General features: G+C 53.0%; 13 protein-coding genes. 8 read left to right on the top strand and 5 right to left on the bottom strand.

What is annotated here, in order from left to right:
* Positions 1 to 8: 8 nt before the first annotated feature.
* On the bottom strand, positions 9 to 1,121 hold the full coding sequence (locus B051_RS0108980) for an AI-2E family transporter (protein WP_018477863.1): 1,113 nt from the start codon (positions 1,119 to 1,121) through the stop codon (positions 9 to 11).
* A gap of 135 nt (positions 1,122 to 1,256) precedes the next feature.
* Here B051_RS0108980 and B051_RS0108975 point away from each other — a divergent pair, with 135 nt between their 5' ends.
* Entirely contained in the window at positions 1,257 to 2,636 is a 1,380-nt protein-coding gene (locus tag B051_RS0108975; protein WP_018477862.1) for a DEAD/DEAH box helicase, read from the top strand.
* A gap of 108 nt (positions 2,637 to 2,744) precedes the next feature.
* Here the strand turns inward: B051_RS0108975 and B051_RS0108970 are convergent, their stop codons facing one another.
* The gene (locus tag B051_RS0108970) at positions 2,745 to 3,017 is read right to left on the bottom strand and encodes a hypothetical protein (protein ID WP_018477861.1); all 273 of its coding nucleotides are present in this window, start codon (positions 3,015 to 3,017) and stop codon (positions 2,745 to 2,747) included.
* Positions 3,018 to 3,126: 109 nt separating this feature from the next.
* Here B051_RS0108970 and B051_RS0108965 point away from each other — a divergent pair, with 109 nt between their 5' ends.
* From B051_RS0108965 to B051_RS0108950, 4 genes are all read left to right on the top strand, one after another.
* Entirely contained in the window at positions 3,127 to 5,385 is a 2,259-nt protein-coding gene (locus tag B051_RS0108965; protein ID WP_018477860.1) for an efflux RND transporter permease subunit, read from the top strand.
* A 61-nt stretch (positions 5,386 to 5,446) separates the two neighbouring features.
* Positions 5,447 to 6,043: a hypothetical protein gene (locus B051_RS0108960; RefSeq protein ID WP_018477859.1), complete on the top strand. Its 597-nt coding sequence runs from the start codon at positions 5,447 to 5,449 to the stop codon at positions 6,041 to 6,043.
* 202 nt (positions 6,044 to 6,245) lie between these two features.
* A complete protein-coding gene (locus tag B051_RS0108955) occupies positions 6,246 to 8,186 on the top strand; it encodes an AAA domain-containing protein (RefSeq protein ID WP_018477858.1) in 1,941 nt (646 codons plus the stop codon).
* Between the two features lie 126 nt (positions 8,187 to 8,312).
* A complete protein-coding gene (locus tag B051_RS0108950) occupies positions 8,313 to 8,828 on the top strand; it encodes an FKBP-type peptidyl-prolyl cis-trans isomerase (protein WP_018477857.1) in 516 nt (171 codons plus the stop codon).
* A gap of 61 nt (positions 8,829 to 8,889) precedes the next feature.
* Here the strand turns inward: B051_RS0108950 and B051_RS0108945 are convergent, their stop codons facing one another.
* Positions 8,890 to 9,477 (bottom strand): acyl carrier protein phosphodiesterase, encoded by a 588-nt coding sequence (locus B051_RS0108945; protein WP_018477856.1) that lies wholly within the window; start codon positions 9,475 to 9,477, stop codon positions 8,890 to 8,892.
* A 137-nt stretch (positions 9,478 to 9,614) separates the two neighbouring features.
* On the opposite strand from B051_RS0108945, the gene B051_RS0108940 reads away from it, so the two are divergent.
* On the top strand, positions 9,615 to 10,109 hold the full coding sequence (locus B051_RS0108940; RefSeq protein ID WP_018477855.1) for a pyridoxamine 5'-phosphate oxidase family protein: 495 nt from the start codon (positions 9,615 to 9,617) through the stop codon (positions 10,107 to 10,109).
* A 123-nt stretch (positions 10,110 to 10,232) separates the two neighbouring features.
* On the top strand, positions 10,233 to 10,970 hold the full coding sequence (locus B051_RS0108935) for a DUF3291 domain-containing protein (protein WP_018477854.1): 738 nt from the start codon (positions 10,233 to 10,235) through the stop codon (positions 10,968 to 10,970).
* A gap of 56 nt (positions 10,971 to 11,026) precedes the next feature.
* Here the strand turns inward: B051_RS0108935 and B051_RS0108930 are convergent, their stop codons facing one another.
* Positions 11,027 to 11,800 (bottom strand): DUF1003 domain-containing protein, encoded by a 774-nt coding sequence (locus B051_RS0108930; protein WP_018477853.1) that lies wholly within the window; start codon positions 11,798 to 11,800, stop codon positions 11,027 to 11,029.
* A gap of 66 nt (positions 11,801 to 11,866) precedes the next feature.
* Entirely contained in the window at positions 11,867 to 12,517 is a 651-nt protein-coding gene (locus tag B051_RS0108925) for a DsbA family protein (protein WP_018477852.1), read from the bottom strand.
* Between the two features lie 172 nt (positions 12,518 to 12,689).
* Between B051_RS0108925 and leuS the strand changes: the two genes are divergently transcribed.
* Positions 12,690 to 15,461 (top strand): leucine--tRNA ligase, encoded by a 2,772-nt coding sequence (leuS, locus tag B051_RS0108920; protein WP_018477851.1) that lies wholly within the window; start codon positions 12,690 to 12,692, stop codon positions 15,459 to 15,461.
* Positions 15,462 to 15,586 lie beyond the last annotated feature (125 nt).

Raw genomic sequence — 15,586 nt, 5'->3', positions numbered from 1 at the left:
CGTTAGGTTTATGTTGCCTTCTTGCGGATGCCTACAAAGCGCAACAGTTTGTCCAGGGTCAGGGCGTGCTCTTCGGTGCCGTTCGTGCCCAGCAGGTAGGAGTAGGCCGACAGGCTGGTTTCATTCTCGCAGTAGATTTTGAACATGCCCAGCAAGGGCACTGACACGAACATACCAGGCAGTCCCCAGACCATGCCGCCTACAATAATGCTCAGGATGGTGAACATGGGGTTGATGTTGACTTTGCTGCCGGTGATGTTGGGCGTCAGGATGTTGTTTTCGGTGAACTGCACCACCAGGAAAAAAAGCAGCACGGCCAGCGTCTTCTGTGGGTCGCCTTGTACTACCAAGGTATAGAGGAAAGGTACCGCTCCGCCAATCAAAGTACCGAAATAGGGAATGAAATTGATGAAAGCAGACACGATTCCAAGTAATACCGCATACTCGACCCCAATGATGAGCAGCCCCGCCGAGTTGATGACGCACAGTATCAGCACCACCATCACGACACCACTCATGTAGCGCTTAGTCACCAGCGATACTTCGTCAATGAGGCGCTTTACCTTCAGGTGGCTTTGCGGCGATGTTACGCGAAGGATGAAGCTCTCGAATTTGTTGCGGTAGTAGAGCATCAGGAAAATGTATACCGGCATGAGCCCGAACTTGACGAGGGTGTTGGTGGTGGCGAGCAGCACATCCGTAATCAGGCTCCCGCTTTGGTCAAAAAGACTGCTGACCTGCAACCGCAGCCAACGCTCGTTCTTCTGGTTCTCATCCCCGAAACGTTGGTCAATGACCGCCTGCAGTTCGTCGATGTTGCGGAGCGCCTTCTCCTTTAGGTCCGGGAAATCGGTGATGAAAATGGAAAGCTGTTTGTAGAGCAGAGTCAGGAGCCCCGCCGCTATGGCCACAGCCGTGACGATGGTAATCAGGTTGGCCAGAATCCGAGGCACCCCCCATTTCTCCAGCCGCTTCACGACAGGGTATAGCAGGTAGGCGAAGAGCAGGGACATCACCAGGGGATATAGAAAATCGCGTGCTTCTACCAGCACATACACCAGCAGTATAAGGAAGAGCAGCCAATAAGTCAGTCGTTTGATGGTGTCGTATCGCTGTTCCATACTCCTCATACTGAAATGCTAGCACAAAGGGTATAGCCGGTGCTGCATCGCAGGCTTGTGAAAAGGAGGCGTGTATAATCCGGCTGAAGGTTGGCGATTAAAATCCGTACCTTTGCTCCGAACGTATCCATTCCTATGCCCGGTTTCCAAGATTTCAAACTCTCTCCCGCGCTGCTGCAGCGCCTTGACGAGCTCAGCTTCCATACCCCTACACCCATTCAGCAGGCTGCTTTACCGCTCCTGCTCAAAGGCAACGATGTGGCCGGACAAGCCGAGACCGGCAGCGGGAAAACCGTGGCATATGGGCTTCCCATCCTGCAACAGGTGAACCCAGATGTGCAGGCCGTTCAGGCCCTGGTGCTGGTGCCCACCCGTGAACTGGCGCTGCAGGTGCGCCATGAACTGAAGCAGCTGGCGCAGCAAATCCCCAACCTGAAGATAAGTGCCTTCTACGGAGGCCATGCCTTCTCACAGGAACGGGCCTCGCTCGCTTTCCCGCCGCAAGTGCTGGTCGGCACCCCCGGCCGCCTCACCGACCACCTGTACCGCCGCACGCTGGACCTGGGCCAGGTGAAGCAACTGGTGCTGGACGAGGCCGACAAACTTTTGGAGATGGGTTTTGCCGATGAGATAGACCAGATTATGGAAGCGCTGCCGCCCAAACGCCAGACACTGCTCTTCTCTGCCACCATGCCTGAAGAAGTGAAACAGCTGATTGCTGAATCGCTCAAAAATCCGCAGTTCGTGCAGGTGTCGCCCAATGCCATACCTGACCAAGTGAAGCTGGTAGGTATAAAAGTACAGCAACCCGAGAAGCAGCGGGCTCTGATTGACTTGCTCAAAAGCATCAACCCGGCAGGCACGGTGGTGTTCTGCAACACCCGCGGCGCCTCTGATGAGGTAGCAGCCGTTTTGCAACAGGAGGGTTTTGTGGCCAAGGCACTGCACGGTGGCATGGAGCAGCCGGACCGGGACAAGGTAATGACGCTCTTCCGCAACCGCACCACACAGGTTTTGGTTGCAACGGATCTGGCTGCACGCGGCCTCGACATCGCCTCGCTGGTGACCATCATACATTATGAATTGCCTGACGACGAAGCAGCCTACCTGCACCGGAGCGGGCGCACCGGCAGGGCCGGCCGAAGCGGCGTGGTCTATACCATGGCCACCCAGCGCGACGAGAAAAAGCTGCGTGACTGGGGACTGGTACGCATGGATGAGTGGCTATCGGCGGAATCACTGGCCAAGCAGTCAGCTGGCGCAGCGCCGGAGACCTCTGAGGCCTTTGCGACGCTGCACATCAACGCAGGCCGCAAAGACAAGCTCAGCCCGCGCGACATCGTAGGCGCCCTGATTGCCGAAGCCGGGCTGACAGCAGAACAAATAGGAAAAATTGAGGTGCAGGACAAAGCCAGCTTCGTGGCCATACCTGCGCAGCAGAGTCAGCAGATAGCCACGGCCTTGACCAACGGCAAGATAAAGGGACGTAAGTTTAAGGTGAGCCTGGTGAAGTAAAATATTATAATGGCAGGTATGGCGGATTCACCCATACCTGATTTACATACCTTGTATAAAAGAAAAGGTCTCCAAAATCATCTGGAGGCCTTTTCTTCTTAAAGCGGTTTAGCGTTGTGCTTTAGTCTCTTTGGCGGCCTCTGCTTTAGGGGCATCCTTTTTAGCGCAGCAGGACTTGGCGGCTGCAGTTCCCGAAGTACTGGCTGTGGCCGTCGTGGCGTGGCAGCTTTCACTTTGAGCACCTTTTTTGCCTTTCTTGGCTTTGCCGGTTTTGTCGCTGTGCTCCATTTTGCACTTGCCGCCTTCACAGGCTAGGGCTGGGCTGGCTATACCTGCTCCCAGGAATCCAGCCAGGGCAATCGTTAGAATGAATCTTTTCATATTGTCAATTGATAAAAATTTAAACAGAAAATGCACGTAGGTTGTTCTGAGAGTAAATTTACCATTTCCGGCGAAAGCTCAAAATGACCTTCATCACATTCAGATTCAATTGAACCACAAGACCAGCAGCATCCTCGTACTCACCCTCGTGGCAGTCCTCACGTTGGCCAGCAGCATCTTTGCCTCCCGCCTCCGTTTCGACTACAACTTCGACAACTTTTTCCCGGAAGGGGACCCGGACCTCTCCTACTACTACAGCTACCGCGACAAGTTCGGCAACGACAACGACTACCTGCTCATCGGGTTGGACAATGGGGGCAACAGCGTTTTCGAGGCCTCGTTCCTACAGCGCGTCGATAGCTTGACCAAGCTGCTGCTGGGGCAGCCGCATATAGAGTCTGTGCTCTCTCCCACCACGCTCCGGAGCCCAGTGGTGGAGCAGTTCGGCTATTTTGAGATTCCATACCTGCATGCTGACGAGCCCAATCGCTACGCAGAGGACTCCGCCCGCATCTACAGCAACAGAGAGCTAATCGGGACATTCTTTTCAGAGGATGCGACCGCTGTGTCGCTTTTCGTGCAGACATCCGACAACCTGGGCAAAGCCGACAGCGATACCTTGTTGGCATACCTGTACCAGCAGTTGGACCTCCTGCAACTCTCCGACCATCACATCGCGGGCAAGGCCCTGGCGCAATCCGTGTTCATTGAGAAAATGAAGGTAGAACTGGCCGTTTTTATGTCAGCTTCCATCGTGCTGGTTATTGCCTTTCTCTGGATAGCCTTCAGGACCCCATGGGGTGTGCTGGTGCCACTGGTGGTCGTGCTGCTGTCGGTGCTGTGGAGCCTGGGCGTGATGGGCATGTTCAATAAGCCCATTGACATCATGACGGTGCTGCTGCCGACTATTATGTTTGTGGTGGGTATGTCCGATGTCATCCACATCCAGTCGCGCTACATCACGGCTGTCGGCGCTGGCGCCTCCAAACTCCTGGCCATCCGCACCACGTTGCGCGAGGTAGGTATGGCTACCCTGCTGACCTCCCTTACCACCGCCGTGGGTTTCCTGACCCTGCTTACTACCGCAATCGTGCCCATCCGGAACTTCGGACTCTATACAGGTATCTCGGTGATGCTTGCCTTTGTACTGGCCTTTACCGTGCTCCCCGCCATCCTGCTGCTCATCCAGAAGCCTAGTCAAAGACTAACCCGGCGAAGCGAATTCTCCTGGCCTGTGCTGATGCGGCGTCTGTACCGTTTTATCCTCCGCAAACCCAAGCTCATCCTATACTCTAGTATGGGCATTGCGCTACTCTCATTGATAGGGCTCAGTCTGATAAAGGTAGACACCACGCTGCTGGAGGATTTGGGAGACGACGACCCTATCATTCAGGACTTCCAGTATTTCGAGAACAAGTTCTCAGGCGTGAGGCCATTTGAGCTGCACCTGAAGGCGGCACCCGGTAGAACCATGTATGATTTGGAGGTGCTGCAGGAAGTAAACCAAATCGAGGGCTACCTTTACGACACCTACGGACTCAACTTCATCAGCTCGCCTGTCACGGTGGTCAAGACACTCCACCGTGCACAGAATGGCGGTCTCAGCGACTTCTATACCTTGCCGGATACCCCGCACGAGATGAATCAAGTAAAGCGACGACTCGATGCCTTCAACAAACGCAGCGAGCTCCGCTCCGTCGTGACTGCCGACATGAAAGAAGGACGTCTCGCTGGTAAGATGACGGACGTAGGCAGTGCGCGGGCCGCTGAGCTTAACGATTCCCTGCAGCTTTTCATTGACCAGCAGATAGACCCTACACTGCTGCAGACGCGTATTACGGGCAGTGCCGTGATGCTGGACAAGAACAATGAGTACGTGGTAAGCAACATGCTGGAGGGACTGCTGATTGCCTTCCTGGTGGTAGCGCTGCTGGTAGGCATCATTTTCCGTTCGCTGCGCATGGTCATCATTTCGCTTGTCCCTAACATCATCCCCCTCATGATGATAGGCGGCATCATGGGCTTCCTGGGTATCAACATGACCGTGTCTGTTTCCATCATCTTTACCATTGCCTTCGGTATAGCCGTTGACGACACCATCCACTTCCTGGGCAAGCTCAAGCTGGAACTGCGGAAAGGGAAGACCTTGCCCTATGCCATTAAAAGCACGCTGGTCTCTACAGGCAAGGCCATCATCATCACCTCCTGCATTCTGGTGGCTGGCTTTTTGACGCTGGTGCTCTCCACTTTCGATGCTACCTTCTATGTGGGCGTGTTCGTTAGCCTGACGCTTGTGTTTGCCCTGCTTGCCGATTTGCTGCTGCTGCCGGTGCTCATCCTCTTCTTTTACCGCCCGCCCCGAAAATAAAACTGGCCTAATCCAATAAGGATGGCCATATTTGCGTGTAATAAGTATACCAATCCTTTTTATGATGATGAAGAAACTACTGGCAGCACTAGCACTTTGCCTCTGGTTTGTGGGTGTTCAGGCGCAGGAACAAAATCAAGAGCAGCAGCAGCAAAAAGAAGACAAACTCGCACGCCTGATGAGCGAGCGGGAGCAGCTGGTGCTTGAGTACCAGTACTACAGCCAGCAGAACAGCAACTTCTGGGGCAAGCAATCCAAAAAAGACCTGCTCAACATTGTCAACACCCTCAAGGAAATCATCCGAAAGGACTCGGAGCTCATCAATGCCGTCAAGGAGGTCAGCGTCAGGAAGATTGCCCAAAGCACCGTGGAGAACCAGCGGGCCGGCAAGCAGATTGTGCAGGACGAGCGCCTGATAAACAACCAGATAGCTGACCTGCAAGGCCAGATTAAAACACTGCAGAGTCAGGCCAAGAAGCGCGAGCGCGTCATATTGGACGTGCAGGAGCAGCTTAAGGCCGCCGATGAGGTGCGCTATGGCAAAGACAGGGTGATTGCCATTCTGGCTGGGGCGGCTTTCGTGCTTTTCCTATACGCCGTTTTCCTGCAGATTCGCCTGAGCAAAAAAGCCGCTCCCAAGAAACGCAAAAAGGCCTGAGCTCGTAATGCAGCGGGTGCCTAATGGCTTCCTACAGGTATGGCAGACAACAAACAAAGCCATTAATTCAAGCTAGCTGAACAGGAATTATTTATAGCACGTCATTTGTTATGAATGCATACCTTTCAGCGGGTTTAAGTACATAAAATTTACTAATCGAAAAGGCTGGCATACCCATACCAGCCTTTCTTTTTTGATACAGATGATTGACATTTTCGATGAACTGAAGCAGGTACAGGAACTGCTTAAAATAGAACAGGAAGAAGACCGGCAGCAATACAAGCTGAAGGCACTCAAAAGCTCCATCACGGAGCGCAAAGCCATGGGGCTGTGCTGGTATCCGGTGGTTATTTCCAAGGAGGAAATCGGCTTTGGTAACAAGGTGGTGCTGGAACTGGAGCGCACATCCGACCGTGATCAGCTGCACCTATTCCAGACCGGCAAAGCAGCGTCTTTTTTTGGAAATAACGGGGAGCGGGCCAACCTGAATGGCGTGGTAGTGGGCCTAAAGCGTAACAAAGTGCTTTTCGCTACTAACAAAGAAGACCTTCCGGATTGGGTGGACGGCGGCAAGCTGGGCATTGAGCTCACGTTTGACGAGATGAGCTACCGCGAGATGGAGTATGCCATCAAGAAAGTGCAGGAAGCCAAAGGCACCCGCCTGGCGGAGCTACGGGACATACTGCTGGGAATCAAGGCCCCCTCCTTCACCAATGAGCCAGTAGAAGAGATTCCGACACTGAACCCGTCCCAGAACGAGGCGGTGCAGAAGATTGCGCAGTCGAAAGATGTAGCCATTATACATGGTCCTCCGGGCACGGGTAAAACCACTACACTGGTGCAGGCCATTCTGCATACCTTGAAAACGCAGAAACGACTGCTGGTGACCGCACCTTCCAATACAGCTGTGGATTTGCTCACTGAGAAATTGGCCAACGAAGGTGTGAATGTCATCCGCATAGGCAACCCGTCCCGCGTGTCGGATGTGCTGCTCGAGCATACCTTGGATGCCCAGATTATGGCCCACCGGGCGTACAAGGACCTGAAGAGCCTTCGCAAAACCGCCGAGGAGTACAAGCGCATGGCGCATCAGTACAAGCGCAACTTTGGGCATCAGGAGCGGGCACAGCGGCAACTGTACAAAGCGGAAAGCCACCGGCTGCTGGATGAGGCAGACAACGTGGAGCATTACATCACCGACGACCTACTGGACAATGTTCAGGTCATCACGTGTACGCTGGTGGGTGCGGCCAACAAGGCTATCCGGCACCTGAGCTACGACACCGTATTCATTGATGAGGCGGCGCAGGCCCTCGAGCCAGGTTGCTGGGTGCCCATTACACGCGCTAACCGGGTGGTGTTGGCTGGCGACCACCGGCAGCTGCCCCCTACGGTTAAGTCTTTAGATGCTGAGAAAGGCGGTTTGGGAATCACCTTGTTTGAGAAGTGCATTGAGCGGCAGCCGGAGGTATCGGTGATGCTGAAGACGCAGTACCGCATGCACCACCAGATTATGGAGTTCTCGAACCAGCAGTTTTACCACGGCGAGTTAGTGGCTCATGAGAGTGTGCACAGCAGCGACTTGCACGGGTATAGCACCATTTTCGCTCCTGACAAGGCAGTAGAGTTTATTGACACTGCCGGTTGTGGCTACAATGAAACCGAGATGAACGAGAGCCAGAGCGCCGCAAACCCGGAAGAGGCAGATTTGCTGCTCAACCACCTCTCGCTCCTGCTCAAAGATTATAACGAAGAGGAGGCCGTAGCCCCGCTGCGGATTGGGGTCATCGCACCTTACCGTGCCCAAATCAACTATCTCCAGGACAAAGTGGAGCATACGCCGCGGCTGCATGAGCTCTATAAAAAACGGCAGCTCACCATTGGCACCGTGGACAGTTTCCAGGGCCAGGAGCGCGACATTATTTGCATGAGCATGGTGCGCAGCAACGAGAAAGGCGAGATTGGTTTTCTGGGAGATGTTCGCCGAATGAACGTAGGTATGACACGCGCGCGCAAGAAACTGGTGATTGTCGGCGACAGCGCTACGCTTTCCCTGCACCCTTTCTTTGCGGACCTGATTGCCTATACAGAGCGCATTGGGGCATATAAAAGTGCCTGGGAATTAACAGAGTGCCTTCCTTAACGTAGGTACTAGGGAAGGAAACATATTGTATAAAAAATCAGAAGGTGACGGGATTTAGTGGCGGTCGGACTATGGACCTAAACTTTATATTTCTACCTTTCTGGTATCAAAACAAAAGCACATTACATGAAAATCGAGAAAAACAAAGTGGTGACGCTCTCCTATGAGCTTCGTATCCAAAACGAAAACGGTGAGCAGAGCCTCGTGGAAATAGCAAATGAAGAAAACCCGATGGTCTTCATCTACGGCATGAGCGGCCTGCCGGACCAGTTCGAAGAGAACCTGGATGGTCTGAACGCGGGTGATGGCTTTGACTTCAAACTGGAGGCAGAGGCTGGCTACGGTGACTTCGATGAGAACGCTGTGGTGGAACTTCCAAAGAGCGTATTCGAGATTGAAGGCAATGTTCCGGACAACATGTTGGAAGTAGGTAACTTCATCCCGATGGCGGACAGCGAAGGCAACCAATTACAGGGCCGTGTGGCTAAAGTAGGCGATAGCACCGTTACTATGGACTTTAACCACCCATTGGCTGGCAAAGAGCTGAACTTCAAAGGCAAAGTGGAAAAAGTACGCGAAGCCACCAAAGATGAGCTGGACCACGGCCACGTGCACGGCGAAGGCGGTGTACACCACCATTAATCAGAACTAAAACTTATTAGAGAAGGGGCTGCCGTTGAGGTGGCCCCTTTTTGTTTGGCGCTCAATCCAGCTCCTGAATCATCTGCTTCACATAGGCTATGAGTTCCGGGAAGAAGGCCGAAAACTCTTCGTTGTAAAGCGAGTAGTTCTCCAGCAGTTCCTCTCCCGCCGTCTCCATACCTGACTCAAAGGAAGTCCTGCGACTGAGGCCGCCCAGTGCCTGCCCTATACCTGCAACTTCGGCATAAGACAACAGCCAGTTCTGGCGCATCATGTACGGGAAGAAATATTGCACCCGCTCCGGCAGCAACTCAAAATGGGCATCAATCAAGGTATAGACACGTGCGGTATAGCGCTCCAGCGGCTCTTCCGAGAACTCCCCAAAGCGTCTCGCCAGAAAATGGTCGAAGTATAAATCGGCTACGACGGGTGCGTACTTTTTATAGCGTGGGCGAAGGCGGGCTTTGGTCTGGGCAACTACTGGGTGGGTATCGGTATAGGTGTCAATGAGGCGGTGGAGGCGGATACCTCTGGCTATACCTGGAGCAAAGCGCGCCGCCTGTTTTCCCTTCACGGCATCCGCTATGAAATTGCCAATCAGGAGTTCTTCGTCATCGCCGGAAAGGAAGGTATGGGCCAGGTAGTTCAAGGGTATAGGTATGGTTTGCCAGTAGGTATAAACTTATTCAATGGCTTTTGGTTGTAAGTGAACACAGGCGCAAGCCATAAACCCTTTGCTTTGTAGCCCGTACTCCAATACACATCCAACTTACAACTAATTGCACTATGAACAACGAACAAAAAGAAAATCTGCACAAACTGATAGATAAGCTAAAAGACATTGATACGGCCATGATGACCACCGTAGACGACGATGGCAGCCTGCGAAGCAGACCGATGCGCAACCAGCAAATAAAGGAAGATGGCGTCATCTGGTTCTTCACGGGGTATGAGTCGGGCAAGTCACATGAAATCAAGCAGGACGCGCACGTGAACCTGAGCTATGCCAAGCCGTCTGATAACCTGTATGTATCGGTTTCAGGCAGGGCTTCGCTGGTGAAAGACAGAGCTAAGATAGAAGAACTCTGGAACCCAGCTTTGAAAGCTTGGTTTCCAGAAGGGAAGGAAGACCCCAATATTGCGCTCATCAAAGTGACCATTGACAAAGCAGAGTACTGGGATTCACCTAACAGCGCCGTGGTACACCTCATTGGGATGGTGAAGGCCACCGTAACCGGTGAGCAGTACGACCCAGGTGAAAACAAAAAAATCAACCTGTAGACGATAGCTTCGATTTACTCAGGAACCAGAAACACCTGCTAAACAATTTCGCTTAGCAGGTGTTTTTGCTCTAGCCATTTCTTAACTTGGCATTCAACACACATCCCCTTAATCCTGCTTACCTTGCGACCTCTTACCAGCAAAACCGACCGCCTGACCACCCTGACATTATTCGGTTTCAGGAAAGGGCACATCCGCTGGGGATTGGCCCAGATGGGCACCTCCGCCGCACACCTTAACCAAGTGCCGGGCCTCCTATTCTACAAGTTGCTGGGGAGCGGCCTGGGCCGTGGCTTCAGCATCAAGCCCAACTTCAGGCGCTACGGCCTGCTGTGCACCTGGGAGAGCGAAGAAGCCGCCGATGAGTTTCTGGAGCGCTCTGAGTTGATGCTGGAGTATCGCGTGCACTCTTACGAAATCTGGACAGTGAAGCTGCTTCCGCTGCAGGCGCACGGCCTTTGGGACGGAAAGCAGCCCTTCACACCGCAACTTGGTCAGGAGAAGGCCAATGGACCGGTGGCGGTACTCACCCGGGCCTCCATTAATTGGCGGGCCCTGCCGCAGTTCTGGCGTTTCACTCCCCAAACAAGCAAAGCGCTGGATAATGCCGAAGGACTGGTCTGCTCCATCGGCTTAGGCGAACTCCCCCTGATTAGACAGGCTACCTTTAGTGTATGGGAATCGGTGGAGGCGATGAAGCAATACGCTTACAAAGACCCGCTCCACCAGGAGGTCATCCGCCGCACCCGCTCCGAGAAGTGGTATAAAGAAGAGCTTTTCGCCCGGTTCATACCTGTGGAGAGCATGGGCACCTGGAACGGCATAAATCCACTTGCCACATTACTAACAAAGCAGGTATAGGTAGAATCATCCATCCCTCTTTGGCACACAAAAACCAATAGGCGCAACAAAGGGGCTTATTTTTTGAACCGGTTGAGGATGTCCTCCATCAGGTCCACCTGTATCTGTTGGATTTCCAGGAGGCGCTGGTTCTGGTGCACGATGAGGTGGTCAATTTTCTCATGGAGCAAACGGATTTCCAGCTCCGCTTTCAGGTTTACTTTGTAATCGTATTCGGAGCGTTGCCTGTCTTTTGATTCTTTTCGGTTCTGGCTCATCATGATGATGGGGGCCTGTATCGCCGCCAGGCAGGACAAAATGAGGTTGAGGAGAATGAACGGATAGGGGTCGAATGGTCTAGACGCCAGCAGGTATACGTTGACGGCCATCCAGAGCAGGATGAACAGGAAAAAGAAAATGATGAAGGTCCAGCTACCGCCGAAGGTGGCAATATTATCGGCCATTCGCTCCCCTAGCCGCAGGTTCTCCCCCAGTTCCGCCTCGACGTTCGAAGACAATAGTTCATTCTCGTGGATGCTCTCCAGCACCTCCTTCTCCAGTTCGGTTAACTCCCCTATTTCCTTCTCCAGCATCACCTCCAGGTATCTTTTCCGGTAGCCATTGAGGTTACCGACCGCAATGTAAGATTCATCCTTAAAATCAGGGAAGTCAGACTGAATCAGCTGGAAAATAGGGCGCCGAATGGCAGCCCCCTGCACCAGCTGCGAGAGAGGCAGGTGCCTTTTTGTGAGGTGGCAGATAGCGGTTTTCAAGAGGCCGTTGCAGGTATGGTTGCCGTAATCTAAATCGAAACCAAGAGCTATACCTGGTTTCCAATCCTGCCGATACATACGTAATCAAACCTCTTAAAGTGAAAAGCCAGTTTAAAAATCGAAAACTGGTTTTCCGTAGTGTCCTTACTGGGGAGAAGCCTTCAGGGCTTCGGTCAAGCGGGCTTGCAGCGCGTCATATAGGCGGTAGCCTCTGCTGAGCAGGTAGACGTGATGGCCGTTGAGCAGGTATACGCTCGGGAAGGCGACAGCCTGCAGGTGGCGCGCAATCAGGAAATCCTGTTTCGTTTTCTCTTTCATCTCCTCTGAGTTGAACTTCTCAAGAAAGGCTTCCTCTTCTATACCTAGCCTGAAGGCGATTTCGGCCAGCACCTCCGGCTTGGTCACGTCATTGTTGCGGGCATAAAAAGCGCTCTGTACTTCCTCCGCCATCTCCAGCTCTTTGTCGGCATGCAGATAGCGCATAGTCACCACCGCACGGCAGGATGGCTCGGTGTCATAAACAAATTCGTCCCTGTCAAAGAAGGTATAATCGATAGGTTGCCCGGTGGCTTTCTCCACCTCCTGCCAGTGGTTCTGGATGGAAGCTTTCATCTGCTCGTCCATGGGTTCTGTCGTACCGGGTCGCAGGCCACCCAGCACCAGTTTAAAGTTGAGTTTTCCTTCCTGCACTTGCTTGAGACGGTGCAAAACGGGGGCGAATCCGTAGCACCAGGAGCACATAGGGTCCATCACATAGATGAGGTGAGGCACGTCCAGCAAATCATACTTTTCCATCGCTTCGTCTGTTTTTGGCTATCTGCGGCAAAGGTAGCTATAATTCAGCATACCCACGCGTGCACCCCTTCAACTGATGTATACCCACTTTTACGCCTCCAGGAATTCACAATACCCCATCCATTGAGTATATTAGCGGTTTCAGAAAGAACAAGCGATTAACACAGAGCCGATGTCAGAGTATAATTTCAACCAGATTGAGAAGAAGTGGCAGCGTTACTGGGAAGAAAACCAGACGTTTAAAGCCACAGAAAATACAGATAAACCGAAGTATTATGTGCTGGACATGTTCCCCTACCCTTCCGGGGCAGGGCTACACGTGGGGCACCCGCTGGGTTATATCGCCTCTGACATCGTGAGCCGCTACAAGCGCTCCAAAGGCTTCAACGTGCTGCACCCCATGGGTTTCGACGCCTTCGGTCTGCCGGCCGAGCAATATGCCATCCAGACGGGCCAGCACCCGGCCATCACTACCGAGCAGAACATTGGGCGCTATATTGAGCAGCTCAAGAACATTGGCTTTTCCTATGAGTGGGAGCGCGAGGTGCGTACCTCTGATCCCTCCTACTACAAATGGACGCAGTGGATTTTCATGCAGCTCTTCAACAGCTACTACAATTATAACACCGACAAAGCAGAACCGATTGAAAAACTGGTGGCTGATTTCGAAGCAAATGGAAACGCCAGTATAAACGCCGCCCGCGACGAAGACACGCCAGTCTTTACCGCTGAAGCCTGGAAGAACATGAACGAGCAGGAAAAGGCGCAGCTCTTGCTGAAGTATAGACTGACCTACGTAGCCGACGCAGTGGTGAACTGGTGCCCGGCCCTGGGCACCGTATTAGCAAACGACGAGGTGAAGGATGGTCTGTCAGAGCGTGGCGGCTACCCGGTGGAACGCAAACTGATGCGCCAGTGGATGATGCGCATCACTGCCTACGCCGAGCGCCTGTTGCAGGGACTGGAGGAGATTGACTGGCCGGAGCCGGTAAAGGAGATGCAGCGAAACTGGATTGGCAAATCAGTGGGTGCCGAGCTGGACTTTGCTGTGGAAGGCGGTGCCTCTGAGAAAATCAAGGTATTCACCACCCGTATCGATACCATTTTCGGAGCCTCCTTCGTGGTGCTCGCCCCGGAGCATGAGCTGGTTGCCCAGATTACAACAGATGAGCAGCGTGCTGCCGTGGAGGAATATGTCAACGTTGCCAAAAACCGTTCGGAGCGGGAGCGAATGACGGATGTAAAAACTGTGAGCGGTGTGTTTACGGGAGCCTACGCCGTCAACCCGATTTCCAACGAGCGTGTGCCAATCTGGATTGCGGATTACGTGCTGGCCGGCTACGGTACCGGTGCCGTGATGGCCGTTCCAGGCCACGACTCCCGCGACTATGCCTTCGCAAAATATTACAACCTCCCTATACCGCAGGTGGTAGAAGGCGGCAACCTGGAGGTGGAAGCCCATGCAGCCAAAGAAGGTAAAATCATCAACTCCGGTTTCCTCAATGGCCTGGAGGTGAAAGACGCCATCAAAGCAGGTATAGCCAAAGCCGAAGAACTGGGTGTAGGAAAAGGACGGACGCAATACCGCATGCGCGATGCCGTGTTCAGCCGCCAGCGCTACTGGGGTGAGCCGGTGCCCGTGTATTTCAAAGAAGGGATTCCGCATCTACTGTCAGAAAATGAGCTGCCACTGGAGTTGCCTAAAATCGATGCCTACCTGCCCACTGAGACCGGGGAGCCGCCACTCGGGCGCGCCGTGGACTGGAAATACCAGAATCAATACGAGTATGAGTTGAGCACCATGCCTGGCTGGGCCGGCTCCAGTTGGTACTGGTACCGTTACATGGACCCGCAGAATGACAATGCCTTCGCGGACAAAGCAAAAATCGACTACTGGCGCAACGTGGACCTGTACATGGGTGGAGCCGAGCATGCCACCGGGCACCTGCTCTACTCCCGCTTCTGGAACAAGTTTTTGTATGACCTTGGCTTGGTAGTGGAACAGGAGCCATTCAAGAAGCTCATCAATCAAGGCATGATTCAAGGCCGGTCCAACTTTGTATACCGCATCAAAGACAGCAACACCTACGTCTCATACGGCCTGCGGAACCAGTATGACACCACTGCCCTGCACGTGGACGTGAACATCGTGGAGAACGATGAACTAGACTTGGAGTCCTTCAAGGCGTGGCGACCTGAGAACGCAAACGCTGAGTTTGTCCTCGAAGACGGCAAGTACATCTGCGGCGTCGAAATCGAGAAAATGTCCAAATCGAAGTACAACGTGGTGAATCCGGACATCATTGTGGAGCGACAGGGAGCAGACACGCTGCGCATGTACGAGATGTTCCTGGGTCCGCTGGAGCAGTTCAAGCCATGGAACACCAACGGTATGGACGGCGTGCATAAGTTCCTGAAGCGTTTCTGGAAACTCTTCCACGACAACGACGGCAACTTTGCCGTGTCCGACGAGGAGCCAACCTCGGCTGAGTTGAAATCGCTGCACAAGACCATTCGTAAAGTAGAAGAAGATATTGAGCGGTTTTCGTTCAATACTTCCGTATCCACTTTCATGATTTGTGTGAACGAGCTGACAGCGCTGAAGACGAACAAACGCGCTATCCTGGAGCCTTTGACCATCACACTGGCGCCTTACGCGCCACACATCGCTGAAGAACTTTGGGAGAAACTGGGCCATACTGAGAGCATCACCTTCGCTCCTTTCCCTGTATGGGAGGAGAAATACCTGGTGGAGAATACCTTTGAGTACCCGGTTTCCGTGAATGGCAAGATGCGCACGAAGATTACGTTCGCCACAGACACCCCACGCGAGGACATAGAAAAGGCCGTTGTGGCAGACGAACAGGTGACCAGATTCTTTGATGGAAAAGCACCAAAGAAAGTCATCATAGTCCCTAACAAAATCATCAATGTGGTAGTATAACTACCTCCATCTTACCACTAACTATGCCGAAAGCCGCTCAACAGCAATGTTGGCGGCTTTCGGTTTTTAATGTTACTGGTTTAGTTAAGGAGTATGCGTATTTAATAGGGATAGTTAAGAGAGCA

The organism is Pontibacter roseus DSM 17521 (assembly GCF_000373265.1).
In the GTDB taxonomy this organism is placed as follows: Bacteria; Bacteroidota; Bacteroidia; order Cytophagales; family Hymenobacteraceae; genus Pontibacter; species Pontibacter roseus.
The sequence above is the reverse complement of the archived record's forward strand: the minus strand, read 5'-3'. Positions and strand labels throughout refer to the sequence as shown.